The sequence below is a fragment of the Staphylococcus sp. HMSC068G11 genome (assembly GCF_001815825.1).
Taxonomy (GTDB): domain Bacteria; phylum Bacillota; class Bacilli; order Staphylococcales; family Staphylococcaceae; genus Staphylococcus; species Staphylococcus epidermidis.
On record NZ_KV822075.1, the window covers coordinates 15399 to 38822 of the forward strand.

The 23424-nt window shown below is 31.8% G+C and carries 24 protein-coding genes and 1 riboswitch; of the genes, 11 read left to right on the forward strand and 13 right to left on the reverse strand.

Annotated features, from left to right (window positions below):
* Positions 1-234 precede the first annotated feature (234 nt).
* Positions 235-924 (forward strand): helix-turn-helix transcriptional regulator, encoded by a 690-nt coding sequence (locus HMPREF3058_RS05075; RefSeq protein WP_002491121.1) that lies wholly within the window; start codon positions 235-237, stop codon positions 922-924.
* Between the two features lie 181 nt (positions 925-1105).
* Here the strand turns inward: HMPREF3058_RS05075 and HMPREF3058_RS05080 are convergent, their stop codons facing one another.
* The gene (locus HMPREF3058_RS05080; RefSeq protein WP_002457985.1) at positions 1106-1852 is read right to left on the reverse strand and encodes a CPBP family intramembrane glutamic endopeptidase; all 747 of its coding nucleotides are present in this window, start codon (positions 1850-1852) and stop codon (positions 1106-1108) included.
* Positions 1853-1903: 51 nt separating this feature from the next.
* On the opposite strand from HMPREF3058_RS05080, the gene HMPREF3058_RS05085 reads away from it, so the two are divergent.
* From HMPREF3058_RS05085 to HMPREF3058_RS05105, 5 genes are all read left to right on the forward strand, one after another.
* Positions 1904-2239 (forward strand): hypothetical protein, encoded by a 336-nt coding sequence (locus HMPREF3058_RS05085; RefSeq protein ID WP_002457986.1) that lies wholly within the window; start codon positions 1904-1906, stop codon positions 2237-2239.
* 179 nt (positions 2240-2418) lie between these two features.
* Complete coding sequence (locus tag HMPREF3058_RS05090; protein ID WP_002491078.1) at positions 2419-3471, forward strand: MupG family TIM beta-alpha barrel fold protein; 1053 nt, start codon at positions 2419-2421, stop codon at positions 3469-3471.
* Positions 3468-4355, forward strand: a complete 888-nt coding sequence (murQ, locus tag HMPREF3058_RS05095; protein WP_002447268.1) for an N-acetylmuramic acid 6-phosphate etherase — start codon at positions 3468-3470, stop codon at positions 4353-4355. The genes HMPREF3058_RS05090 and murQ overlap by 4 nt, the downstream gene beginning before the upstream one ends.
* 12 nt (positions 4356-4367) lie before the next feature.
* Positions 4368-5792 carry a PTS transporter subunit EIIC gene (locus HMPREF3058_RS05100; RefSeq protein WP_002487139.1) on the forward strand — a complete coding sequence of 475 codons (1425 nt, stop codon included), beginning with the start codon at positions 4368-4370 and terminating at the stop codon, positions 5790-5792.
* A 13-nt stretch (positions 5793-5805) separates the two neighbouring features.
* On the forward strand, positions 5806-6678 hold the full coding sequence (locus HMPREF3058_RS05105) for a MurR/RpiR family transcriptional regulator (RefSeq protein ID WP_002447266.1): 873 nt from the start codon (positions 5806-5808) through the stop codon (positions 6676-6678).
* 122 nt (positions 6679-6800) lie between these two features.
* On the opposite strand, the gene HMPREF3058_RS05110 is transcribed toward HMPREF3058_RS05105, so the two are convergent.
* Entirely contained in the window at positions 6801-8177 is a 1377-nt protein-coding gene (locus HMPREF3058_RS05110) for an amino acid permease (RefSeq protein WP_002491017.1), read from the reverse strand.
* Positions 8178-8575: 398 nt separating this feature from the next.
* On the opposite strand from HMPREF3058_RS05110, the gene HMPREF3058_RS05115 reads away from it, so the two are divergent.
* Together HMPREF3058_RS05115 and HMPREF3058_RS05120 are read left to right on the forward strand one after the other, a co-directional pair.
* Positions 8576-8932 (forward strand): hypothetical protein, encoded by a 357-nt coding sequence (locus tag HMPREF3058_RS05115; protein ID WP_002447264.1) that lies wholly within the window; start codon positions 8576-8578, stop codon positions 8930-8932.
* Positions 8929-9114 (forward strand): hypothetical protein, encoded by a 186-nt coding sequence (locus HMPREF3058_RS05120; RefSeq protein WP_002447263.1) that lies wholly within the window; start codon positions 8929-8931, stop codon positions 9112-9114. Before HMPREF3058_RS05115 ends, HMPREF3058_RS05120 begins: the two co-directional genes overlap by 4 nt.
* 315 nt (positions 9115-9429) lie before the next feature.
* On the opposite strand, the gene HMPREF3058_RS05125 is transcribed toward HMPREF3058_RS05120, so the two are convergent.
* Complete coding sequence (locus HMPREF3058_RS05125) at positions 9430-9618, reverse strand: hypothetical protein (RefSeq protein ID WP_002447262.1); 189 nt, start codon at positions 9616-9618, stop codon at positions 9430-9432.
* Between the two features lie 17 nt (positions 9619-9635).
* Positions 9636-10271, reverse strand: coding sequence for an HAD-IA family hydrolase (locus tag HMPREF3058_RS05130; protein ID WP_002491093.1), 636 nt, complete (start codon positions 10269-10271; stop codon positions 9636-9638).
* Positions 10272-10572: 301 nt separating this feature from the next.
* On the opposite strand from HMPREF3058_RS05130, the gene HMPREF3058_RS05135 reads away from it, so the two are divergent.
* Positions 10573-11103, forward strand: coding sequence for a hypothetical protein (locus tag HMPREF3058_RS05135; RefSeq protein ID WP_002457258.1), 531 nt, complete (start codon positions 10573-10575; stop codon positions 11101-11103).
* 104 nt (positions 11104-11207) lie between these two features.
* On the opposite strand, the gene HMPREF3058_RS05140 is transcribed toward HMPREF3058_RS05135, so the two are convergent.
* On the reverse strand, positions 11208-12797 hold the full coding sequence (locus HMPREF3058_RS05140; protein WP_002487152.1) for an alpha-glucoside-specific PTS transporter subunit IIBC: 1590 nt from the start codon (positions 12795-12797) through the stop codon (positions 11208-11210).
* A gap of 197 nt (positions 12798-12994) precedes the next feature.
* On the opposite strand from HMPREF3058_RS05140, the gene HMPREF3058_RS05145 reads away from it, so the two are divergent.
* Positions 12995-13756, forward strand: coding sequence for a MurR/RpiR family transcriptional regulator (locus HMPREF3058_RS05145; RefSeq protein ID WP_002438434.1), 762 nt, complete (start codon positions 12995-12997; stop codon positions 13754-13756).
* 144 nt (positions 13757-13900) lie between these two features.
* Here HMPREF3058_RS05145 and HMPREF3058_RS05150 read toward each other — a convergent pair whose 3' ends face one another.
* The 7 genes from HMPREF3058_RS05150 to hutG all read right to left on the reverse strand — a co-directional run bounded on the left by HMPREF3058_RS05150 (position 13901) and on the right by hutG (position 21333).
* The gene (locus HMPREF3058_RS05150; protein ID WP_002457260.1) at positions 13901-14413 is read right to left on the reverse strand and encodes an SRPBCC family protein; all 513 of its coding nucleotides are present in this window, start codon (positions 14411-14413) and stop codon (positions 13901-13903) included.
* 296 nt (positions 14414-14709) lie between these two features.
* Positions 14710-16011: a Na+/H+ antiporter NhaC family protein gene (locus HMPREF3058_RS05155; protein ID WP_001831611.1), complete on the reverse strand. Its 1302-nt coding sequence runs from the start codon at positions 16009-16011 to the stop codon at positions 14710-14712.
* Between the two features lie 133 nt (positions 16012-16144).
* A riboswitch (SAM riboswitch) is annotated at positions 16145-16241 on the reverse strand.
* A 75-nt stretch (positions 16242-16316) separates the two neighbouring features.
* A complete protein-coding gene (locus HMPREF3058_RS05160) occupies positions 16317-16904 on the reverse strand; it encodes a hypothetical protein (RefSeq protein WP_002491096.1) in 588 nt (195 codons plus the stop codon).
* A 43-nt stretch (positions 16905-16947) separates the two neighbouring features.
* The gene (locus HMPREF3058_RS05165; RefSeq protein WP_002491023.1) at positions 16948-17559 is read right to left on the reverse strand and encodes a flavin reductase family protein; all 612 of its coding nucleotides are present in this window, start codon (positions 17557-17559) and stop codon (positions 16948-16950) included.
* Between the two features lie 281 nt (positions 17560-17840).
* Positions 17841-18722, reverse strand: coding sequence for an SDR family oxidoreductase (locus HMPREF3058_RS05170; RefSeq protein WP_002447253.1), 882 nt, complete (start codon positions 18720-18722; stop codon positions 17841-17843).
* A gap of 85 nt (positions 18723-18807) precedes the next feature.
* Positions 18808-19926 carry an amidohydrolase gene (locus tag HMPREF3058_RS05175; protein ID WP_002490809.1) on the reverse strand — a complete coding sequence of 373 codons (1119 nt, stop codon included), beginning with the start codon at positions 19924-19926 and terminating at the stop codon, positions 18808-18810.
* A gap of 471 nt (positions 19927-20397) precedes the next feature.
* Entirely contained in the window at positions 20398-21333 is a 936-nt protein-coding gene (gene hutG, locus HMPREF3058_RS05180; RefSeq protein ID WP_002490789.1) for a formimidoylglutamase, read from the reverse strand.
* A gap of 247 nt (positions 21334-21580) precedes the next feature.
* Here hutG and HMPREF3058_RS05185 point away from each other — a divergent pair, with 247 nt between their 5' ends.
* Entirely contained in the window at positions 21581-22729 is a 1149-nt protein-coding gene (locus tag HMPREF3058_RS05185) for a peptidoglycan release complex CPBP-like subunit SdpC (protein WP_002502161.1), read from the forward strand.
* A 385-nt stretch (positions 22730-23114) separates the two neighbouring features.
* Here HMPREF3058_RS05185 and HMPREF3058_RS12285 read toward each other — a convergent pair whose 3' ends face one another.
* Positions 23115-23294: a hypothetical protein gene (locus HMPREF3058_RS12285; RefSeq protein WP_002457268.1), complete on the reverse strand. Its 180-nt coding sequence runs from the start codon at positions 23292-23294 to the stop codon at positions 23115-23117.
* Between the last annotated feature and the right edge of the window lie 130 nt (positions 23295-23424).

Here is a 23424-nt window from a genome sequence, read left to right on the forward strand (position 1 = left end):
TGATGTAACTTGAACGATTATACAGCTATCTAATATGTAGCTCTACCCCTTTGTCTAATCGCTCCCCCTGTTACAAATATTATAGTATCATATTGTTTTTGTTTTTGTAAGCGTTTTCTAAAAGTTTTTTGTATAATTTTACACTATTATAGAGTTAAAACAGACAAAATGTCATCATTGTCGCTTATATGTTATAATAATTGTAATATGTAATGTTTATGGAGGTGACTTTCATTGAATAAATTAGAACGTCAAAATCGAATAATTCAAACTATTCAAAGTTCTGACAAAATTACTGCTTCGCAACTTGCAAAACAATTTAAAGTATCTAAGCGAACTATTTTACGTGATATTGATGAATTAGAAGATCAAGGGGTAAAAGTATATGCTCGTCATGGCAAATTAGGCGGTTATCAAATCAAAGATGCACATGCTAAAATCACCTTATCGTTAACTGAACAGCAACTTTCGGCATTATTTTTAACACTAAATGAAAGTCAGTCCTATTCCACTTTACCTTATCAAAATGAAATTCGAGCAATAATCAAGCAATGTTTAAATTTACCTCAAACACGATTACGTAAATTGCTTAAAAAAATAGATTATTATATAAAATTTGAAGATTCTAATCATGTCACATTACCTCATTTATTTTCTGATATTTTAATTTATTGCACGGAGCGCAATGTGATGTTAGTAGATTTAAATGAAGATGGTCAAACTCAAGCTGAAAATGTTATTTTTATAGGTTTAATATGCAAAAATGCCGTTTGGCATGCTGTTGTATTTGAAATCGGTAGAGGTTACACTCGTGAATTATCTATCATGAATATTCAAGATATCTCATATTCTTTTGAAAAAACAATACAAACTCAAGATATCTCAATTGAAAATTATAGACAGTTTTTAGCGCCTTCTGAATGATAAAAATAAAGCCTGGGATAGCCAAAAGGCCCCCAGGCAATTTAGTACACTAGTAGTTGTCTATAGAGTTAAAAATGTACATTTATCCATTTTTAAACTTTCATTTTCTTCCCAGTGACAAAACTATACCTCTCTTTAGTCATTTCCCGTTATAACTACTGCTCGGAAATATATTTTCAAATCATTTACTGAATACAACTATAATTGTCCAAATGAATGATATGAAATTATTTAACATATGTAAGCTAATTGATGAAGCTAAGTTTCTATTCGATTTTAAGTAAACATATACTAATGCTATTGCCAGTATTAAATATGCTCCAAATTCAAATGGGGACTTAGCATCACTCACATGTATATATGTAAAAGACAATGCTGATATAACCCCCATCACAATAAAGTTAAACTTTTTACCTAGTTCACCTATTAACAAATGTCTAAATACCAATTCTTCAACAATAGGTCCTACAATTACAATAAGTACAAATGCAAAAGGGATAAATATACCACTTTTAAATAATTCATTAAGTTCAAGTTCATTTTGCGTTTCACTATATTGCAAATATTTAGGTAATAGTTCAATTAATTTGTCATAAACATTAGAAATAATAAAAGATGCACACATGACGATAATTATAAACAACCAATGCTTTTTCAAATAGTCAAAACCACTCTTAACTCTATCTACAAATGAATTGATATGTAAAAAATAAAAAGCTAATATCACTAAAATATATGACATAAATTGTCCTAAAGTTCCAATCATAGTAAGTTGTAATTCATTAATATTTTGAAAAGCTATAGCAGCAATTGTTAAACCTATAAAGCTAAATATAAATATACATAGAAAGCCTATCGCAATTAAACTGAAATCACGCCATACTATATCTTTAAACCTATAACTTTGCCTTTTTTTATCTTTTTTCATCATTGTATCCTTTCCACTCACCAACAATTATTCAATCATATGGGAGGCTTTATGAATTATTTAGAAATTTCACTACATATTGAACAACAACTTGTTAAATTACTCTCTCTGAGTGAAAGTGCGAAATACTATGCACTCATACATCATAACAAATTTGAATCTTTTATAGATGATTTCAACCTTACTGTAAATCAAGAGATGAAATGGGCAATGTCTCATCAATTGTTGTTGAATTCTAATGATACGCTTGTGTCATACTGTCAATTGATTCGAAGGTTAAACGATTCCCCACTTTTAACTTTAAACCAAGGACATATAATTTATTACATTAATACACAACAAACACTCATTCACCGACAGTTACTTAAACATAAACAAGCCCTTTAGTATATTCAAATGTTACTATACTATTATACTATTAATTATATATTAACGTTAAAAATAATTATAAATATCAATCTCTTATAATTAAAACATTAAATTATTTATTCTATTTACTAAATTGTAAACTTGTTGCAATAAGGTTATAATTAGCCATGATTAGGTATCAAGAAGGAGTGTATAAAATGCTTGGTTTCTCAGTCTATCTAGGACAGAATTTAGATCGAGATTATATTTTAAATATGGCTGACTTAGGCTATGATGTAGTTTTTACTTCACTACAGATACCTGAGGAAGACAAGAAAAATCAAATGGCTTATTTGGGAGACTTATGCCAACTATTATCAGCCTATCAAATCACTTATATTATCGATGTAACCCCTTCATTACTTAATCAAACTATTTACAGTTATTTGAACCAATTACCTCATGGGGATTTTTATATTCGTATAGATAATCAATTAAATATTGACCTTATCAAAGACATTATCAGTCAAGGCTTCAAATGCTGCCTTAATGCTAGTACGTTAACTGATAGCATGTTAGCGCACATATATCGTACTGATTTTAATAATCAACTTTTATACTGTCATAATTATTATCCTAGACCTGATACTGGTTTATCTATCTCATTTATTGAAGAAAAAAATCAACTCATTAGAAAATACGATGCGCATGCAAAAATTTGTGCTTTTATACCTGGCACGCAGAAAAGAGGTCCCCTATTCAAAGGTCTTCCTACAGTTGAAAAACATCGTTTTGAACATCCTCTTATTGCTGCACAAGACCTTCAATTAACGGGTATATCTGAGATTATAATTAGTGACACGCTATTATCACACATTTATGCGGAACAATTATCTAATATGTGGCTATATCGACACTTTATTTTACACTTAGATCAACTAGACTCCTCATTTACATCACAAGTTTTAAAGATACACACATCAAGATTAGATTCACCTGAACATTTAATTCGGTCCCAATATTCTCGCACAGATAATCAACAGACTGTCCCAATGATAGGATCGGCACATAGAGATCAAGGAGATATCACAATTGATAATCACCTGAATGGTCGTTATGAAGGAGAAATTCAAGTTATAAAAGCTCCTATGCCAGGTCATTCCCACATCAATTGTATTGGTCATGTTTGTGATAAAGATGTTCCATTGTTATCACTGATTCAACCAGGAGATACTTTTAAATTTGTATATACGAAGGAGAATAACAAATGAATCATTTAACTACTGAAACGAGAAATATACAAACAATGCATTTGGATGAAATGAATCTAAAAGATGCATTAAAGACTATGAATCAAGAAGATCAATTTGTACCTAAAGCGATAGAACCTGTTATTCCTAATTTAACAAAAGTGATAGAGAGTGCAATTCAACGCTTTAATAATGGAGGGCGAATTATTTATATTGGTGCTGGTACAAGTGGAAGACTTGGCGTACTAGATGCGGCAGAATGTGTCCCAACTTTTAACGTTTCACCAAATGACATTATTGGGATTATCGCTGGTGGACAAAAAGCTATGACGGTAGCTATTGAAGGTGCAGAAGATGATGCTGAACAAGGTGCACAGGATTTAAAGAACATTCATCTTCAATCCAAAGATATTGTAGTGGGTATTTCTGCTAGTGGACGTACACCATATGTAAAAGGTGCACTAGATTATGCAAATAAATTGAATGCAGAAACAGTCGCACTCTCTTGTAACGTTCACAGTGATATAAGTAAAAATTCAAATCACGTATTAGAAATCAATGTGGGGCCTGAAGTATTAACAGGCTCTACGAGATTAAAATCAGGTACTGCTCAAAAACTAGTTTTAAATATGATTTCTACAATGACAATGATTGGCGTGGGTAAAGTTTATGATAATTTAATGGTTGATTTACGGCCTACAAATCAAAAGTTAATCCATCGTTCTATTCGCATCATTCAAGATGTGTGTGATTTAAATCATCAAGAGGCTATAGAATTATATGAAAAATCAGACCACAATATCAAAATAGCTATCGTAATGCACTTATGTTCCACAACACAACAAGATGCAAGACTTCGTTTAAAACAAAATAATGGAGTGATTAAGCAAGCTATCAACACTTAAGGAGGAGATTCCATGAGTAAAGAAGAACGTCTTGCCAAAGACATTACCCACGCATTAGGCGGTTCTCAAAACATAAGTAATATCATCCATTGTATGACTCGAGTTCGTATTAAAGTACACAATGATGCAAAAGTTAATTATGATGAATTAAAATCTATCAATGGCGTATTAGGCGTTGTTGAAGATGAAAGAATTCAAGTTGTTGTTGGGCCGGGTATTGTTAATAAAGTTGCTAAACATATGGCTGACCAGTCAGGAGCAACTCTAGCTGAAGAGACGACTGAAAATCAAAGTTATAAATCACAAGCAGAAAAACGTGCGTATGAACATAAACAACAATTCCAAAGTCAACGTAAACAAAGTAAATGGAATAAAGTGTTAAAATCTATTGCTAATATCTTTATACCTTTAATACCAGCATTTATAGGTGCAGGATTAATCGGTGGGATTGCAGCAATACTCAGTAACTTGCTTACAGCCGGTTCCATTTCAGGTCAATGGATTGAACAAATTGTGACAGTCTTAAATGTTATTAAAGATGGCATGCTATTTTACTTAGCTATTTTTACTGGTATAAACTCTGCAAAAGTATTTGGTGCTACACCAGGTTTAGGTGGTGTCATCGGGGGTACTACACTACTAACCGGTATCACGGATGACAATCCAATTAAAAATATTTTCACTGGAGAACATCTAGCTGCAGGACAAGGCGGTATTATTGGTGTTATCTTTGCAGTTTGGTTATTAAGCATGGTTGAGAAACGTCTACATAAAATAATACCTAACTCTATTGATATCATCGTAACGCCCACAATAACCTTACTACTTATTGGTTTGTTAACTATATTTATAATCATGCCACTAGCTGGCTTTGTTTCCGATGGACTTGTTTATGTCATTAACTGGATTATTGGAGTAGGAGGTATTTTCAGTGGATTCATTATAGGAGCATTCTTTTTACCTTTAGTCATGCTGGGATTACATCATATCTTCACCCCAATCCATATCGAGTTAATCAATCAAACTGGCTCCACTTACTTGTTACCTATTGCCGCAATGGCTGGTGCTGGACAAGTCGGTGCGGCGATTGCATTGTGGGTGAGATGCGGTAAAAATAAAGAATTACGTAATACGCTCAAAGGTGCCCTTCCTGTAGGGTTCTTAGGTATAGGTGAACCTTTAATTTATGGTGTAACACTGCCGTTAGGTCGCCCTTTCTTCACTGCGTGCATAGGTGGCGGTGTTGGTGGTGCTGTCATTGGTGGTATCGGTCATATTGGTGCGACAGCTGTAGGACCAAGTGGTATTTCATTATTACCATTGATTGCCAATAATATGTATCTCGGTTACATCGTAGGTTTACTAGCTGCTTATGCGGGTGGCTTTATCTTTACTTATTTCTTCGGCACAACTAAAGAAATGAGAAATCCTGAATAAATGGGTGATTTAATTGCCAAACATTTTGTATAAGATTGACAACCAGTATCCCTATTTCACTAAAAACGAGAAAAAAATTGCGCAATTTATTCTCAACTATCCTCATAAAGTTGTTAATATGACTTCTCAAGAAATTGCAAATCAATTGGAAACTAGTTCTACTTCTATCATACGTCTAAGTAAAAAGGTGACACCAGGTGGTTTTAATGAACTTAAAACACGTTTGTCTAAATTTTTACCTAAAGAAGTCACACAATATAATGTTGAGTTAGTTGATAACGAAAGTACAATTTCACTTAAAAACAAATTGCATTCTCGCTCTAAGGCAGCGTTAAGTAATGCTAATGAAACCATTAACGCTGCTATCATCGATGAAATTTGTGATCTAATTAAAAAATCTGAAACTATATTTATTTACGGCTATGGTGCCTCTTTTGTTGTAGCAACAGATTTATATCAAAAATTATCTCGCATCGGTCTAAATATTCAACTAGTGCATGAAACTCATATTTTTACCACTATGTTAGCAACACGTAACTCTAATGATTGTGTTATATTTATATCTAACAATGGTACTCAAAGTGAAATGCAATCTATTGCCAAAGTCATTGCAGATTATCACATTCCCATTGCGACTATTTCAAGCACTTCTGATAATCCAGTTGCAAAGCAATCTAATATTGTTTTAACCTATGGACAAACCGATGAAAATGAGATGCGCATGGGAGCCACAACTTCATTATTTGCACAAATGTTTACTATTGATATATTGTACTATCGATATATTGCGCTAAATTATCAATCATCTTTAGATTTTATTACTCAATCAAAAATCGCGTTAGATAATTACCGTAAACATCTCTCGAATATAGATTTCAAACATTAAAATAATAAAAAGCGATTCTTTATACTTATCCTAGAAAAGATAATGTATGAAAGAATCGCTTTAATTTATACTAACTCTTAAAAATTACTGATTTTAACAATCAATTGTCATTTCATCTTTTATTATATTTGTCGTTCCTTTTTGTGATATCTAATAAAATAATAAAGTGTCACAGCTGTTAAAAACACGATACCAATGACAACCGATACCGCAGTCTCTTTGTTAAGTAACATACCAACTAATACTAGGAGTAAAAACATGATAGTTAAATAATTGGCAATTGCTCCTCCCGGCATTTTAAAAGGATGATTGTGAACCTTTTCAGGATGTAACCTTCTAAATCTTAGATGACTAAATAAAATCATAAACCAAGGTATCATTCCCGGTAGAATAGAGGCGCTATATACATATACAAAGATACTATCAGCTCCATCAATAATTAATGGAAGTATGACATTTAATAAAGCACCAATTAATATTCCCATAGATACTGCAAATACAGTATAGAAAGGTACGCCATTTTTCATTACTTTAGTAAATACTTTAGGCATTTGTCCTTTTTTTGCCAAAGTATAAATCATTCGACTTGCACTAAAAATACCTGAATTACAACCAGACAATGCTGCCGTTAAGACTACAAAGTTAATTAAACCAGCAGCAAACGTAATTCCCACTTTAGCAAAGGTTGCAACAAAAGGACTACCAATATTACCTAATTGGTTCCAAGGATATACTGATACAATGACAAAAATTGCACCAATATAGAAAATTAAAATTCTCCATATTACTCCGTTGACTGCCTTTACAATATTTTTTTGAGGATTTTTGGTTTCACCTGCTGAAATCCCAATCAATTCAACACCTTGGTATGATCCAATCACAATAGATAAAGCAAAGAAAAATCCAATGAATCCATTTGGCATAAATCCACCATGTGACCATAAGTTAGAAATCCCTATTGGATTCCCTCCATTACCCATACCAAATAAAATTAATCCTAATCCTGCAATAATCATTAATACAATAGTTACAACTTTAATTAAGGCAAACCAAAATTCAAACTCTCCAAACGCTTTTACTGAAACTAGGTTAGCCGCCATCAAAAAGAGAACTGCTATCACTCCTGGTATCCAATTAGGAAGGCTTGGGAACCAGTAGTTCATATATTCTCCTACTGCAATCACTTCACTCATGCCGACGACAACCCATTGAAATACATTGCTCCAAGCAGTCATGTAGCCAGCTGCTGGATGAATATAGTCACTAGCAAAAGTCGCAAAAGAACCAGTGGTTGGATTAATATATATCATTTCACCCATGGCTCTCATGATTAAAAATAAAAAAATACCAGCAATTAAATATGCGAGAATAACAGATGGACCTGTCCACTTAATTGTACTTGTTGCTCCCATAAAAAGACCAACACCAATTGTTCCACCAAGAGCAATCATCTGCATTTGACGTGCATTCAATCCCCTTTGCAACTCATTATTTTCCATAACTTGACCCCATCTCTAAATCTAGATTGAATTTTTGATAATCTTATTTCCGTAATTATACTACAAATTGACAAAATTGAAACAATATTTTCACAATTCTGTAAAAGCGCTTACCTATCCTGCTAAGATGTTTTCTTGCTTTTTGCTAACACTCATATTAAAATCTTTTTGATAATAGAGATTATAGAGCAAACGAAATAGTTCAGAACACACTCTTATAGTTGATTTAAAATATTAACTGCTTACCACCTAGCTATATAACATAAAATGATTGTTAAAACTATATACAATGTCATTTCAAATTTAACTTAAATCACTTTACCATTTTACCTATGTCTTTGCTCTTAATAATTATTTAAATATGATATACTTTTTTTAAATAGTAAAGGAGTGCTCATATGAATAAAGCGCTTGTTATACGTGCAATCAAATTTTCTTTAATATTTATGACTGCATTTTTAATTCTTAATTTATTGACTATGAAAGAGGCTTCAATATCGTCTATTATTGTACGAACTGTCATTGCAGCTATTGTTTTCTTTGTCATTTATATCATTGTATTTACAATTTTAAGTTCGTCAGAACGTAAAATTATTTATGGTACAACTTTACCTATTGCGCTTTTTATATGCCTTATATTCGGATCAATTTTCTTCACTCCGCGTATAGGTATCATTGTCGGACTAATTTTGGGTGTGATTGCTGGTGTCATATGGGAGTTCTTAAATAGAAAAAATGGAGGTCACACATCTTGACTATTATTATCGGACTCATTGTAATTATTTTGTTAATCATTAGTTTACTTCCAAATTATAAAGCAATGGTATTAGCTAAGCAGCAAGGCCAAAAACCTACACGATATACTATTATGGTAGGCATTGACTTATTATTAATTATACTTATATTAGTAACATTAGTATTAAAATTGATTATGTAGGTTCAACAAATTTACTGTTGAATAGACGATAAAAAAGTCTGGGACATTATGATTTATGTCCCAGACTTTTTTAGTAAAGACACTCGATGATGGATTTAAACATATTCCACAATCTATCATGGTTTTCAAATCTCATTATTGGTGAACAACTAAGATATTCATACGAATTTTGAGCCCCTCATTTAATATTTTTATTCAAACTAGTAAAAATCACTAATGTAGATTTTAGATTTTTTTCTATAATATAAATAACAAGTTGATTTTAGTTAAGTTAGCTTAAACATTGTTCTATATCAACTCATACTGTAAGTAGTATTATAATTTGCCTTGAAGTAACAAAAAATAGCAAACCGTAGCGAGAATAAGGTATACAAGAGAGCCAATAATAAACGATCGAAATTGAACATGTAAAGGTGTGCGTTTATTAAATATCGGTCCCAATATGAGATTACCCACTCCTATAATAACTGGACCTGCTATGAAAAATAGGATAATATAGCCCATTTTTGAATACCTCCAATTTATTCTTTAAATAAAAAATTCTTTATATCTTCAAATTCCATATCTTGTCCAACATATTGAACTGTCGAAAAATCTTGATCCTTCGTTATTATATTCGTATTAACGACAACATCTAATCCTGCTAGCATCGCTGCAGTAGCACCATTGACAGAATCTTCAATTGCTAAGCAGGTTGTAGGATTATAATTAAGCTCTTGTACAGCTTTTAAATAAATTTCGGGATTAGGTTGAACACTCTCAACATTTTCACGACCAACAACAACATCAATGTATGTATCTAGTCCTAATTGTTTAAATATAGGATATATATTCTTTTTATAACTACTTGTGGCAATCGCCATTGGGATATGACGTTTTTTTAAATATTGCATCAATTGAATGATTGTGGGATTTACCGGCAATTCAATAATTGTTTGATAATATTGATCATAAATTTTTTCTTTATTTTTGAAACCAATAGCATCTACTAAATATGTATGTAATCCAGTAGTTTCACCGCCAATAAATTGTTTATAAAATTCTAAAGAAATCGGCGCTTCTTGATGGATTTTTAAATGTGTATTTATTAAATCGAACAAATGTTTTTCGGTATCAATGACAGTACCATCAAAATCAAACACTACTGCTTTATACATGTTGTCATCTCCTTTCAATATTTATTATTTTTCATACTAACATAATTTGATATAAACTTGCCTCTAAATAACTAAGCATCAAATAATATAAAATCTAATTCATAACTATGCTATGAATAAAGCTTTTCCTTCAATGATTACTCATTCGAAATAAGATAACTATAATTCTTTCAACTTCAATCAAAAGTCTTAGTGATTCTAAAAAAAAAGAGTGGTACAATTTATTTAAACGAACAGCGTATAAAATATAAGCATTCATATCATTTCCACACATATATTGTTAACGATTGGAGGTCCCCATATGTTGATTGATAAATTTGAAACCTACATCATTAATGTTGCAGGTTTGAAATCTCGCTCAACGCGAAAAAAATTAATACATTTATGTAAAGAAATTACTTTTTGTGAATCCTTTCAGTATTCTATCATTAAGCAAAACGATGTGTTCGCATTGGAAGTTAGCCTCCCCAAGCAACAACTACCTTATCTGATAAGTTTCTTAAGTTTCCACAATTATGCTATTTATCAAATACTTTTACCCAGCCGTGTAAATGAACTTCTTGATTCAGAACAACTTTACCAATCTATTAAGCGCTTTGATTTAGCAATCGATGGTTTACAAGATGCCTTCATTAAAGATAAAGTCATTGATATTATGAATATGTTTGTGAATCATCACAATGTAAATTATACATTAAATAATAATTGCGCAAGCGTCACATGTCCTCCTGAGATTTTCACAAAGCTGCTTCAAACTATTGCAACGCGTAATATTGATATCCTATCAGCAAGTTATAGAGCAAAGATGCTACATAAAGCACGCATTTCATAAATAGAAAGATAGAATATATAAGCAAGAATAACTTATTTACAAATATAAATTCAAAAACTCCCAAAATAATCTCTATTTGAATTATTTTGGGAGTTACTTTATTTCTAAGATAGATCATCATTTACAATATTTTCAAACGCTTCTCTTACCTGAGGTACAGACATTCCAACGACAACTTGAACACTCTTGCCGCTTTTTACTAAACCATGAGACATTTGATTATGTGTAAAATAGGCACTTTCTTGAACTTTACTTTCGTCTTTAACAGTTAAACGTAGGCGAGTCGTACAATTTGTAACGTCTTTAATATTTTCTTTTCCTCCAAGACCTTCTAGGTAGTACATCGCCTTTTCTTCATATTCACTATTAGGTGAATGATTGCGAGTTGAATCTCCTTTTTTATCATTATAATCTTGTTTAGAAAATAATTTGACTTCTTCTTCACCTTTCTTACGTCCTGGTAATGGAATATCAAATTTTAAAATTAAATATTTAAATAAGAAGTAGTAAATCGCAACAAAGATTAGACCAATTACTACTTGAAAGACATATGTCATCCAATGTGCTTTTCCTAAAGGTATCCAGTTAGTTGCTATAAAATCTAGTACACCGCCACCCATATTACCTACGACACCAAATCCATACATCAGTGTATCCATAGTTGCTGCTAGTAGTGCATGTAATACGAATAAAAATGGCGCAATAAATAAGAAAGTAAATTCAAGTGGTTCTGTAATACCAGCTACTACTGCCGTAAGTGTTGCTGGTATTAATAATGCAGCAACTTTTTTACGATTTTCTTTTGGTGTAGTTGCATACATTGCCAATGCTATACCTAGGCAACCAAAAACTTTGCCATTTCCTTGCAACATAAAACCATATGGAAATTGTTCTTTAAGTGGTTTGTTACTTTCGGCAAACTGATTTAAGTGTTGCAACCATTCTGCTTTCAAACCATGATTAACAACTACTGGACCTACTTCGATTGGTGCATAGATAAAATGATGCAATCCTGTAGGTATTAGTACACGTTCTAAGAAATGATATAACCAAACACCTATATATCCTGATGCAACAATAAAATATTGAATTGAAGCAATACCGTGTTGAATCGTTGGCCAAACAACACATGTGATTGCTGCCACTGGTAGCATGACAAAGAAAGAGATTGTTACAACAAATGTTAATCCTTGAAATACACCTAACATTTCAGGTAAACGCTTACTGTAATATCTATTATGTATCCACGTTATTATTCCTGATATAATGATTGCACCTAAAATATTGGTATCTAACGTTTCAATACCTGCAATCGATTTTAATCCTGTTGTGTTTTCTACACCTTTTTTTAAATTAGCGCCAAAAGTATGTGGCCATTGAGTTAAAATTGCATTGATAAAAGTGTTAAACATTAAATATCCCATTAGAGCTGCTAAAGCTGCATGTCCTGGAGCTTTTTTAGCAAGAGATAACGGTAAACCAACTACAAAGACAATTTCCATATGTGTAAATATTACCCAACCACCTGATTCAATAACAGACCAAAATTTAAACCAAAATGTATGCTGTTCAGCTAAGCCTCCCATGATGGTTGGATTTTTAAATAATGTAGCGAATCCCAAAACAATACCGAAGAAAGCAAACATCAAAACAGGTACTATCATTGCACTACCAAATCGTTTAATTGCATTCATTTTTGAATACCTCCCTCTTCCCTTAACTATGATAACTAATATATGTTTACCTTTATTGCTCTTTATTTAATAAGTTATTACCAATATATAGTAAACGCTTACATAATGACAATGACGTTGACGCACTTTGAAACATTTTTGTATAATTAGATTATATTTTCATATAAAGAAAATATTTTCAATGATGAGGTGTTAAGATGATTTTAGATGAACGAGTAAACTCTAATTTCGATCAATTAAATGATAATGATATACAAATTGCACATTATGTTAATACACATATAGATGTTTGTAAAAATATGAAAATACAAGATTTAGCCTCACAGACACATGCTTCAAATGCTACGATTCATCGCTTCACTCGTAAACTAGGTTTTGATGGTTATAGTGATTTTAAATCCTTTTTAAAATTTGAAGATAGTAAGAATCATCAACTTCCTTCTGATTCTATGGAGCAATTTAAACAAGAAATTGAAAATACATTCAACTATTTAGAACGTATTGATTATCGTTTATTAACTCACAAAATGCATCATGCTACAACAATATACTTATATGGTACTGGACGTGCACAGATGAATGTCGCTGAAGAAGCACAACGTATACTGTTGACTATGCATAAAAATATTATATTGTTACATGATGTTCATGAACTAAAGATGGTGTTAAACAAGACAATTCCTGAAGATTTGTTTTTCATTATTTCACTTTCTGGCGAAACACATCAACTTAAAGAAGTCACACAATTGCTTCAACTGAGACAAAAATATTTTATTTCCGTAACAACAATGAAGGACAATACATTGGCACAACAAGCTGATTACAATGTCTATGTTTCAAGCAATACCTTCTATTTAAACGATGGTACCGATTATTCCAGTTTTATTAGTTATCACATTTTCTTTGAAACACTACTAAGAAAATATAACGAATATAAAGAGAATCATGAATTAACATAGGAAAGTGAGTCATCATTATCATTGAATGCAATTCTCACTTTACATATAAATATTATTTGGCATTTCCATTTTCAACTTAGACAATGACTATTAAAACGTTAAAAAGCCTGGAACAACAACTTTTGTTGTCCCAGGCTTTTTAGTTTAGTTATGACGCTGTTCCTCAATTTCATCTATCACATTTTGCATTTGATCAATCATCAATTCAAATCCATGTGCTGTTGAATCATGATATTCTTTTTTCTTTTGCTTATATTCTAATGTTGTTAAACGTCTTTCCTTTTCAATAAAAGAGCGATAGTAAAAGAACATTTGAGTCCCGCCATTCTCTCTTTCAAAGAACTCTACTTCAATGACATCCTCTTCCTCACTTAGTCCTGGCATTCCAATCGTCATCTTGATATATTCATCTAAAACTAACTCTTCATATGTACCTTCTATGATGTTTTGTTTACCATTTCTACTATCAATGATGCGATACTTTCCTCCCTCTTGAATATCTGCATCAAACGATTTATTCGTGCGTTGTGTGGTCATAAACCATTTTTTTAAGATATCTGTTTTTGTCCATGCCTCATAAACGACCTCTGGTGTATATTTAAGTAATCTCTCAATGTCGATTTCAACATATTCATTTTCCACATTATATTTTGCCATTTCATTTCACCTACTTTCACTCTTAATACTATTTTAACGTATTTGAGCTAGGTCACAAACTTTGAGCTCTATAAAATTAAATTATATTAAATAAAACTTATAATTTTAGTGATTTTTAACTTTTTAAATTCAAGATTGAGTGTATAGTCTTGTCCTTATCAACATTTTACTACTATTCTAAATTGCTTGATACTCAACTTAAAAATAAGATACAGATGGTGAGTATCAAAGAATCATTATAAAACTGTCAACAATCATAAGATTGTTGACAGCCAATATATACTATGGGTCGTATTTTATTTCTTTGACGATTGATTTAAACGAGGTACTCTTAAAATAATTGCTACTAATCCACAAACACCTAATAATATTGGATAAATACTATATTGTAACATTAGGAATGGGGAAATTCCGGCTACACCTGCTGCTGAAATCACTTGCGGGCTGTATGGTAATAATCCTTGAAAACACCCACCAAAGATATCTAATATACTTGCTGATTTCCTTGGATCGACATCATATTCATCAGCAATATTTTTAGCTAATGGTCCAGCCATAATAATAGAAATTGTATTATTTGCTGTTGAAATGTCAGCTGCACTCACTAAACTCGCTATACCTAGTTCTGCACCACGCTTTGATTTTACTTTTGACCTTACAAAATTAAGCAACCAATCAATACCACCATTATGTTGAATAATTCCTACTAGACCGCCTATAAGCAATGCAATCATAGCAATATCTTCCATTCCGATAATCCCTTTAGAAATAGCATTTAAAAGGCCATTCCAACCAAAAGAACCATCAATCAGTCCAATTATACCGGCTAATACAGTACCTCCTATTAATACAATAATTACATTAATACCAACTAACGCAAGAATCAAAACTAACAAGTATGGTATAACTTTAATTAAATTATAATCATAGTTTTTAGTATGATCTATGGAAATACCATTTGTTAAAAAGAATAAAATAATGATTGTAATAATCGCACCTGGTAATACAATTTTAAAATTGACTTTAAATTTATCACTCATTTTTGTTTTTTGTGTTCTTACTGCTGCAATAGTGGTATCAGAAATCATAGATAGATTATCACCAAACATCGCTCCCCCAACAACTGTTGCCATGGCTAATGCAGCTGGTACATCTGTTGCTTGTGCAAATCCAAAACCTACTGGTGCAATAGCTGCAACTGTGCCGACAGAAGTTCCCATTGAAATTGATACAAACATACAAATAATAAATAGTCCAACAATTATTAAATTTTGAGGAATAAGTGATAAGCCTAAATTAACTGTAGATGACACGCCACCCATTTTTTCAGCAGTCGTCGAAAAAGCTCCAGCAAGGATAAAAATAAGCATCATCAAAATGATATTAGAGTGACCTGCACCTTTTGTAAATACCTCTACTTTTTTCGCAAAAGTTTCCTTGCGATTCATCAGTAAGGCAACAATAACAGTAATTGTAATAGCAACATTTAATGGCATAGTGGTAAAATCACCAGAAATAATACCAACACCTAGAAATAGTAAGACAAATAACAATAAAGGAATTAATGCCCAAGCATTGCCATTCTTCATCTCTTTCATAATCTAACCTACTTTCCCGTATAATGGATTGATAGATTTTATACTAAAAAATTCCTATCTATTTAATCAATAACTCAAAAATAAAAAACCAGGACACGTAATCATGCCCCAGTCTCAGTTAACATCGTGTTTAACCTTATCTTCTAACCTTCTCGGTTACTGGAATTGGCACATGATACAATGTTGCCGAAGCTTCTTTGGGCCAGTCCCTCCACTTCTCTTGATAAGTTATTGAATTGTGTTTAACGTTACAAGATATTTGCAATAACGTCAACACTTATTATTTTAAATATTTTAATAATAGTTTACATATTTTCAATAATAGTAAAGTATTTTTCAAAAATAGCCACACTTATTGATGCAAAGATGAATATCGCTAATGCAAGTCCAAAAATAACCATTAACTTTAAATATAATGATATGAGCATTGAAATGATTACTACAACAATCACAGTAAAAAATATATTCTTAAGACGTTGTGCCTTATGTCTTGATATTACTTTACGTTTTATCCGTTCAGATGATAACCTCTCCTCTAATTGAGATGATGTAATATGTAATTTCGTTTCTAATAAAACTGCAGTACCCACTGTTAATACCAGAATAAGTATCACTATCCATAAAGGCTGTTGCTCTATAAAGCTAACCACGTAAATACCAGAATATAGTATGCCCGAAAGCATACCAAGGATACGATCGAGTTTAGGGCTCATCCATATAATATGATTTCTAATATTATTATTAACAAAATATACATTTTTCAATCCACTCGTTATAAAAGCAATAATCACTATGACATGTAACAATATGGGATAATCATTAATAACGTATAAGACAATCAGTCCTATAACTAAAATGAGCAACGGCATGAATTTATATAGATATGCTTTCATCAATGACACCCTTAAAATGATATTTGTAAATATCTTTTTATCTTTATGAAGTAGGACGATTAACTGTAAATGTTTGACCTAACAAAGAGTAATCATTTCCAGCTAACCTAGCTACCGGATTTAATTGATTTGCATCAATTTTACTATCTTCAAAATAAACTTCTTCATCAATATGGTACATGACAATTTCACCAATTATCAAATCACTCCCGTTATCTTTGTTGCCCAATTGTACTATTTGATGAAGCTTACACTCAAACCTTACTTTTGCTTCTTTGATTGCTGGAACATTAATTAAATCAGAATCAATCATACTTAGAGAAGTTCTCTTAAGTTCATTAACACCATATTCTAACGGGGCAGCAGTTTCATTCATATCATTAACAATAGCCTCATCAGTAATATGCACAACAAACTCACCTGATTGTTCTATATTTATTGAGGTGTCTTTTCTATTTCCATTTGTACGTTGAACAGCAATTGCGATCATAGGTGGTGTATGATTAACTACATTAAAAAAACTAAACGGGGCTGCGTTGATATTCCCTTTTAAATTTTGAGTAGTTACAAATGCTATCGGCCTAGGTATGATACTTCCACTAAGTAATTTGTAATTTTGCTTATCTGAAAGTGTTTCAGCTTTTATTTTTTTCACTATCAATCAATCCAATCAATTTTTATTTAAAGCATAAAATTTACTATTTAACTATTGTTGTCCCTTTGTAGACAAGATTAAAAAGAGTTAAAGAAAATCGTATATTCAATTGAATCACTGTTTGCCTTTAAGATAAGAAAACCTAGGACATTGATATTTGTCCTAGGCGCTTATTATCATAAACAAATCTTATATTAAACTGTAGAGTTTTGTAAGATGTTTAGCACCTTCGTCGTGCTTTCACTTTGAAAAATATATACTAATTAATATGCTATAGTTAGTTAATCTATTTGAGTTCCACCAGTCACACCATATACTTGACCGGTAATATAACTTGCATCATCAGACGCTAATAACACATATGTCCCAGCACATTCAACAGGCTGACCAGCACGTCCTAACGGTGTGTTTTGCCCAAAAGTAGGTATAGCACTTTGTGGTTGTCCACCGACAATTTGAAGTGGTGACCAAAACGGTCCAGGCGCAACACAGTTAACACGAATACCTTTAGGTCCCAGTTCGGCTGAAAAACTCTTTGTTAAAGATATAATTGCAGCTTTCGTTGCAGCATAATCATGAAGAATTGGACTAGGATTATAACCTTGAACTGAAGATGTTGTTGTAATTGACCCTCCTGGTTGTAAATACTCAAGCGCTTTTTGGACTGTCCAAAATACCGGATAGACATTCGTTTCAAATGTTTCAGTAAAATCTTGAGTTTTAAACTCCGATAATTCATCTTGATAAAGTTGATGACCAGCAACCAACGTTACATTGTCTAAACCACCTAATTGCTGATAAGCCTCTTCAACCATGTCATAGTTGAATTGTTCATCTCTAATATCACCAGGAATTAAGATAGCTTTTTGCCCAACATTTTCAATGATTTGTTTTACATCATCGGCATCTTGTTGTTCACTTGGTAAATAATTAATCGCTACATCTGCACCTTCTTTAGCATAAGCAATTGCTGCCGCACGTCCAATTGCTGAATCGCCACCAGTCACTAGTATTTTAAAGCCATCTAATCGATGGTGGCCATGATAAGAATCTTCCCCACAATCTGGTTGTGGTGACATTTTAGCTTGTATACCTGGAACTTCTTGTTCCTGTTTTTCATAATTATCAGTTTTAAATTTATTGCGCGGATCTTGAGCTGACATTTCAAATCATCTCCTAATTCATTTAATGCTTTCTGTATACCCAGTTATCATGTACGTTTAATCATAGAAAATATGAAATCACAAATTATGTCAATAAACGTTGAACGAGCTGTACGAAATATTGAGGAACTTTTTCCAAAATACGCTCATCCGGATGATAATTAGGATGATGTAAATCAAATTTACTGTCGGAGCCAATAAATGCGAAAACACCGGGGTATTCTTCTGTATAACCTGAGAAATCCTCTCCAATAGTAACCGGTTCATCGAGCATTGATACATGATAGCCAACATTTTTAGCGACCTCTATTGCTTCTTGTGTTAGATGTGCATCATTTACTACTGCACCAGGTAGTCTTGAATAAGTTAAATCAATATCCACATTAAAAACACGACTTAAACCATCAGCAATATTTTTCATCCTATTTTCAATATAATGACGTTTATCCTCATCGAATGAACGAACAGTGCCCTGTATATAAGCTTTGTCAGCTATAACATTCCATGTGTTACCACAAGAAATTTCACCGATTGTTACAACTGCACTATCAAAAGCTGATAAATTTCGACTCACAATAGTTTGTAAACTATTGATAAGTTGTCCTACAACGATGACTGGATCGTTTCCTTGCTCAGGTTTTGCAGCATGCGCACCTTTACCTTTAACATTAAACTCAAAACGATCTACAGCAGAGGTAATTGCACCCGATTTAATAGCAAATTCACCAACTTTTAAAGTGGGATAATTATGAAAACCAAGTACTGCTTTAGCTCCTTTAAGTACTCCAGTATTTATAATTTCAAATGCACCATGTCCTAATTCTTCAGCAGGTTGAAATATTAATCGAACGCGTCCATTTAATTCATCTTCAATCTCTTTTAGTTGAGTACCAGTAGCTAATATACTTGCCATATGAATATCATGACCACATGCATGCATTGCACCATGATGCTTTGATGTAAATTCATGCTTCACTTGTTCTTCTATGGGCAGAGCATCAATATCTGTTCTTACCGCTATCATTTCCTCTCCTTGCCCAATTTCTGCTACTAAACCTGTTTTTAAAGGGACATCCAGTATACGTATACCATAACTTTTGAGTATTTTCCGTAACGTTTCTGTAGTTTCATATTCTTCATCTGAAAGTTCAGGATATTGATGAAACGTTCTTCTCCAATTTACATAAGTAGAATAATTTGTCATATATCGCTCAGCCCTTTCTCACACTTCTAATTTATTCATATGCTTTACTTGTGATTTAGCATTCTTTTAATTAACTTAATTGTCAATTTTAGTAAAGTTATCTTAACATTTTATCGGAAAATTCTAAATATTCAACGTTTTTAAGAGCTAGTTTATTAAAATAATTTAAAAAAGCGCAAACATTTTGAAACAGTTACATGTCTCATTAGTTACTGCTTAGATTACTGGAATATATGATAAACATGCATTAAAAATTCTCTTTCATAGTGAAATGAACGATTTTCACAATAAATGGTTATTCCTATTACGATAACAAGTATGACATTTTAATTTGTGACTAACACACCATTTCTTATTCAGTCATAAACTGTCAAAAAACGTCAAAATGCCCGAGACATCAACGAATATCACAGGCATTTTGAAACTAAGTATATCTAAATTTATTAAATTTTTACATGACGAGTTCTAACTTTAAATTAAACAATGATGTACTAAATTAGCAACTAATTTAGCAGTTCTTTGATCTGAATCATACGTTGGATTCATTTCAGCTATACTTATAGATTTTACTTTTTCACTTGGAATGACACGTTTAGCAAGTTCGAAAACTGTATGTGGATATATACCTAGGACAGCTGGTGCACTTACTCCTGGTGCAAATGCACTATCTACTACATCCATGCAAATTGTGAACATAACCGTATCATGATTATGGATAAAACGTTCTATCATATCTTTAATAGGGGGAGACACCTGATGTAGTAATTCATCTGCATATACAAATTGAATATCTTTTTCTTTAGCATAATTAAATAAAGCTTGTGTATTACCACCTTGAGATATACCTAACACTAAATAATCTGCATTATCATCTTCTTCTAGAATTTGTCTAAAACTAGTACCAGAGGTTGAATAATCCTCATCACGTGTGTCAAAGTGCGCATCTATATTAATCACACCTATTGACGACTCAGGAAAAACTTTACGAGTAGCTAAATATTGTGCATATGCTATATCATGACCACCACCAAGTAAAAATGTTTGTTTATGTCGTTTCATAGACTTAGCAGCAAGGTCTGCGAATTCGCGCTGTGTATCTATTAGCAACTCATGATTGTGTTCTACATTACCATAGTCTATAATCTCTTCACATTGATTCAAATCTGGCAATCCAGCAAAAGCTCGCTTAATGGCATTGGGGCCTTCTTTTGCACCTACACGTCCTTTGTTTAATTCTACTCCTTTATCAATTGCATATCCTAATAAGCCCACGCCTTTGTGTTTCTCCGAAAAATCTAATTGACTTAAATCACCGAATTTAACAGTTTGGAAATGCCTAAATTGTGTAGGATCAGTTTCACTATCTAAACGACCTGTCCATAGATTAGATTGCGCAAGTTGATACATGATATATCCCCCTTGAATTTTTATCAGTTAAGTTAATTAAAGTATAACTATTGAATTTTTCTTTATCAATGCTTGCTCTTTTAACATACCCATATAATGATAAAATTATTTACGATTAGCTAACAAAATGATTCAAGACTATTACATTTTGATTATAATTAAAATAGACAATTTAAACATATGCTTGTAAGATGTATAATTGTAAATAAATCAATTTAAGCTTGTTACCTAATGGAGGTTACATACAATGAAAAACTCTAGATTTTCTGGGTTCCAATGGGCTATGATGGTCTTTGTATTTTTCGTTATTACAATGACATTGTCCGTGATACTCAGAGATTTTCAAGCGACTATCGGAGTGAAACGTTTTGTCTTTAGCATTAAAGATTTAGCTCCTTTCATAGCTGCAATTGTGTGCATATTAATATTTAAACACAGAAAAGAACAATTAGCAGGATTGAAATTTTCTATCAGTTTAAAGGTGATTGAGCGTCTACTTTTAGCACTCATTCTACCACTTATCATTTTAATGATCGGCTTGTTTAGCTTTAATACTTATGCTGATAGTTTCATCCTATTACAAACTTCAGATTTATCAGTATCATTACTAACTATACTAATTGGTCATATTTTAATGGCTTTTGTAGTGGAGTTTGGTTTCCGTTCTTACTTACAAAATATTCTTGAAACAAGAATGAATACATTTTTTGCGAGTATTGTTGTTGGTCTTATTTATTCAGTATTTACAGCTAATACGACATATGGTGTAGAATACGCCGGATACCATTTCTTATATACATTCATGTTTTCAATGATTATTGGTGAATTAATTAGAGCTACTAATGGTCGTACAATTTATATTGCAACTGCCTTTCACGCATCCATGACTTTTGCTCTCGTCTTTTTATTTAGTGAAGAAACAGGCGACCTTTTCTCAATGAAAGTCATTGCACTTTCTACAACAATTGTGGGTGTTTCATTTATTATTCTTAGTCTCATCATTCGTGCTATTGTTTATAAAACGACGAAACAAAGTTTAGACGAAGTTGATCCTAATAATTATTTATCTCATATTCAAGATGAAGAACCAAGTCAAGAAGACGCCTCTTCAACTTCAGATCATGATGTATCATCTAAAGATGAAACAAAGCAACAAGAAATTGATAATGACAAATATCAATCAAAGAAACCTAATAAGAGTGACGATGCGATTGCTACTTCTGATTATAAAGAAGACGCCTCTTCAGTTAATAAAGAAACGGATACAAATCACAATGATAAGCTTAGAGATCATTCAACTTATACCGAAGATAGACACTCATCAGTTGTCAACGATGTTAAAGATGAAATTCACGAAGTTGAAGATCATAAAGCCGACACAGATAAATCACAGTAATAATTGATACTTTAAAATAGATTTTGTATTAATGATTCGCACTCTAAAAGTTTGATTTTAGTATTAAAATGCATAAATAAGCCAGTCTAATGATTACGGTCGACACCTTAATCATTGGACTGGCTTTTTCATATCTATCAATCTAAATAACAATCAATATACATTCGCTATATTGATTAAAGATAATTTATTGTGTTTCATTAGAACTATTAAGATGATAACTGCTTTTGCATTTAGAATCTTAATCTACTTACTAGGGTTTGCATTAGCAGGATATTAAATTCATCCATATTACTTTATTAATCGTAATATTTAAACACCATAACATTTTTACGCTTAATATTCTTCTCAGTATCTGTCAATTGTTCCACTATATATGTTTATTTTATTTTTTGTTTTTGTCTTGTTTTAATACAAAAAATAATGGTGTCATAAAAACTGCAAAAAAGAATGCAGTAATTAAATTTGTATACACATCAAATTCAATTGGAAATGCCAAACTAATTAGAGAATCCACAACAAAAAACGCAACGAAAAAGTAAATGAAATATAAAAAAACTTTCAAAATAAAACCTCCTTTTACCCCAGCTAAAGACCAAACTATTTTTTCAAAAATTATTACTAAAACACCAATAAACTTTTTCTTAAAAAATTAGTTGATGTCTTACATCAATTAGATAAATTGATATTAACGT

Bases quoted from the DNA above. Each gene is read 5' to 3' on its own strand.
- HMPREF3058_RS05100 (WP_002487139.1), top strand. From the start codon at position 4,368: ATGAGTAAAGAAGAACGTCTTGCCAAAGACATTACCCACGCATTAGGC.
- HMPREF3058_RS05115 (WP_002447264.1), top strand. From the start codon at position 8,576: ATGAATAAAGCGCTTGTTATACGTGCAATCAAATTTTCTTTAATATTT.
- hutG (WP_002490789.1), bottom strand. From the start codon at position 21,333: ATGTATCAACTTGCGCAATCTAATCTATGGACAGGTCGTTTAGATAGT.
- HMPREF3058_RS05080 (WP_002457985.1), bottom strand. From the start codon at position 1,852: ATGAAAAAAGATAAAAAAAGGCAAAGTTATAGGTTTAAAGATATAGTA.
- HMPREF3058_RS05130 (WP_002491093.1), bottom strand. From the start codon at position 10,271: ATGTATAAAGCAGTAGTGTTTGATTTTGATGGTACTGTCATTGATACC.
- HMPREF3058_RS05145 (WP_002438434.1), top strand. From the start codon at position 12,995: ATGATTTTAGATGAACGAGTAAACTCTAATTTCGATCAATTAAATGAT.
- HMPREF3058_RS05185 (WP_002502161.1), top strand. From the start codon at position 21,581: ATGAAAAACTCTAGATTTTCTGGGTTCCAATGGGCTATGATGGTCTTT.
- HMPREF3058_RS05135 (WP_002457258.1), top strand. From the start codon at position 10,573: ATGTTGATTGATAAATTTGAAACCTACATCATTAATGTTGCAGGTTTG.
- HMPREF3058_RS05140 (WP_002487152.1), bottom strand. From the start codon at position 12,797: ATGAATGCAATTAAACGATTTGGTAGTGCAATGATAGTACCTGTTTTG.
- HMPREF3058_RS05170 (WP_002447253.1), bottom strand. From the start codon at position 18,722: ATGTCAGCTCAAGATCCGCGCAATAAATTTAAAACTGATAATTATGAA.
- murQ (WP_002447268.1), top strand. From the start codon at position 3,468: ATGAATCATTTAACTACTGAAACGAGAAATATACAAACAATGCATTTG.
- HMPREF3058_RS05150 (WP_002457260.1), bottom strand. From the start codon at position 14,413: ATGGCAAAATATAATGTGGAAAATGAATATGTTGAAATCGACATTGAG.
- HMPREF3058_RS05155 (WP_001831611.1), bottom strand. From the start codon at position 16,011: ATGAAAGAGATGAAGAATGGCAATGCTTGGGCATTAATTCCTTTATTG.
- HMPREF3058_RS05085 (WP_002457986.1), top strand. From the start codon at position 1,904: ATGAATTATTTAGAAATTTCACTACATATTGAACAACAACTTGTTAAA.
- HMPREF3058_RS05125 (WP_002447262.1), bottom strand. From the start codon at position 9,618: ATGGGCTATATTATCCTATTTTTCATAGCAGGTCCAGTTATTATAGGA.
- HMPREF3058_RS05175 (WP_002490809.1), bottom strand. From the start codon at position 19,926: ATGACAAATTATTCTACTTATGTAAATTGGAGAAGAACGTTTCATCAA.
- HMPREF3058_RS05090 (WP_002491078.1), top strand. From the start codon at position 2,419: ATGCTTGGTTTCTCAGTCTATCTAGGACAGAATTTAGATCGAGATTAT.
- HMPREF3058_RS05160 (WP_002491096.1), bottom strand. From the start codon at position 16,904: ATGAAAGCATATCTATATAAATTCATGCCGTTGCTCATTTTAGTTATA.
- HMPREF3058_RS05110 (WP_002491017.1), bottom strand. From the start codon at position 8,177: ATGGAAAATAATGAGTTGCAAAGGGGATTGAATGCACGTCAAATGCAG.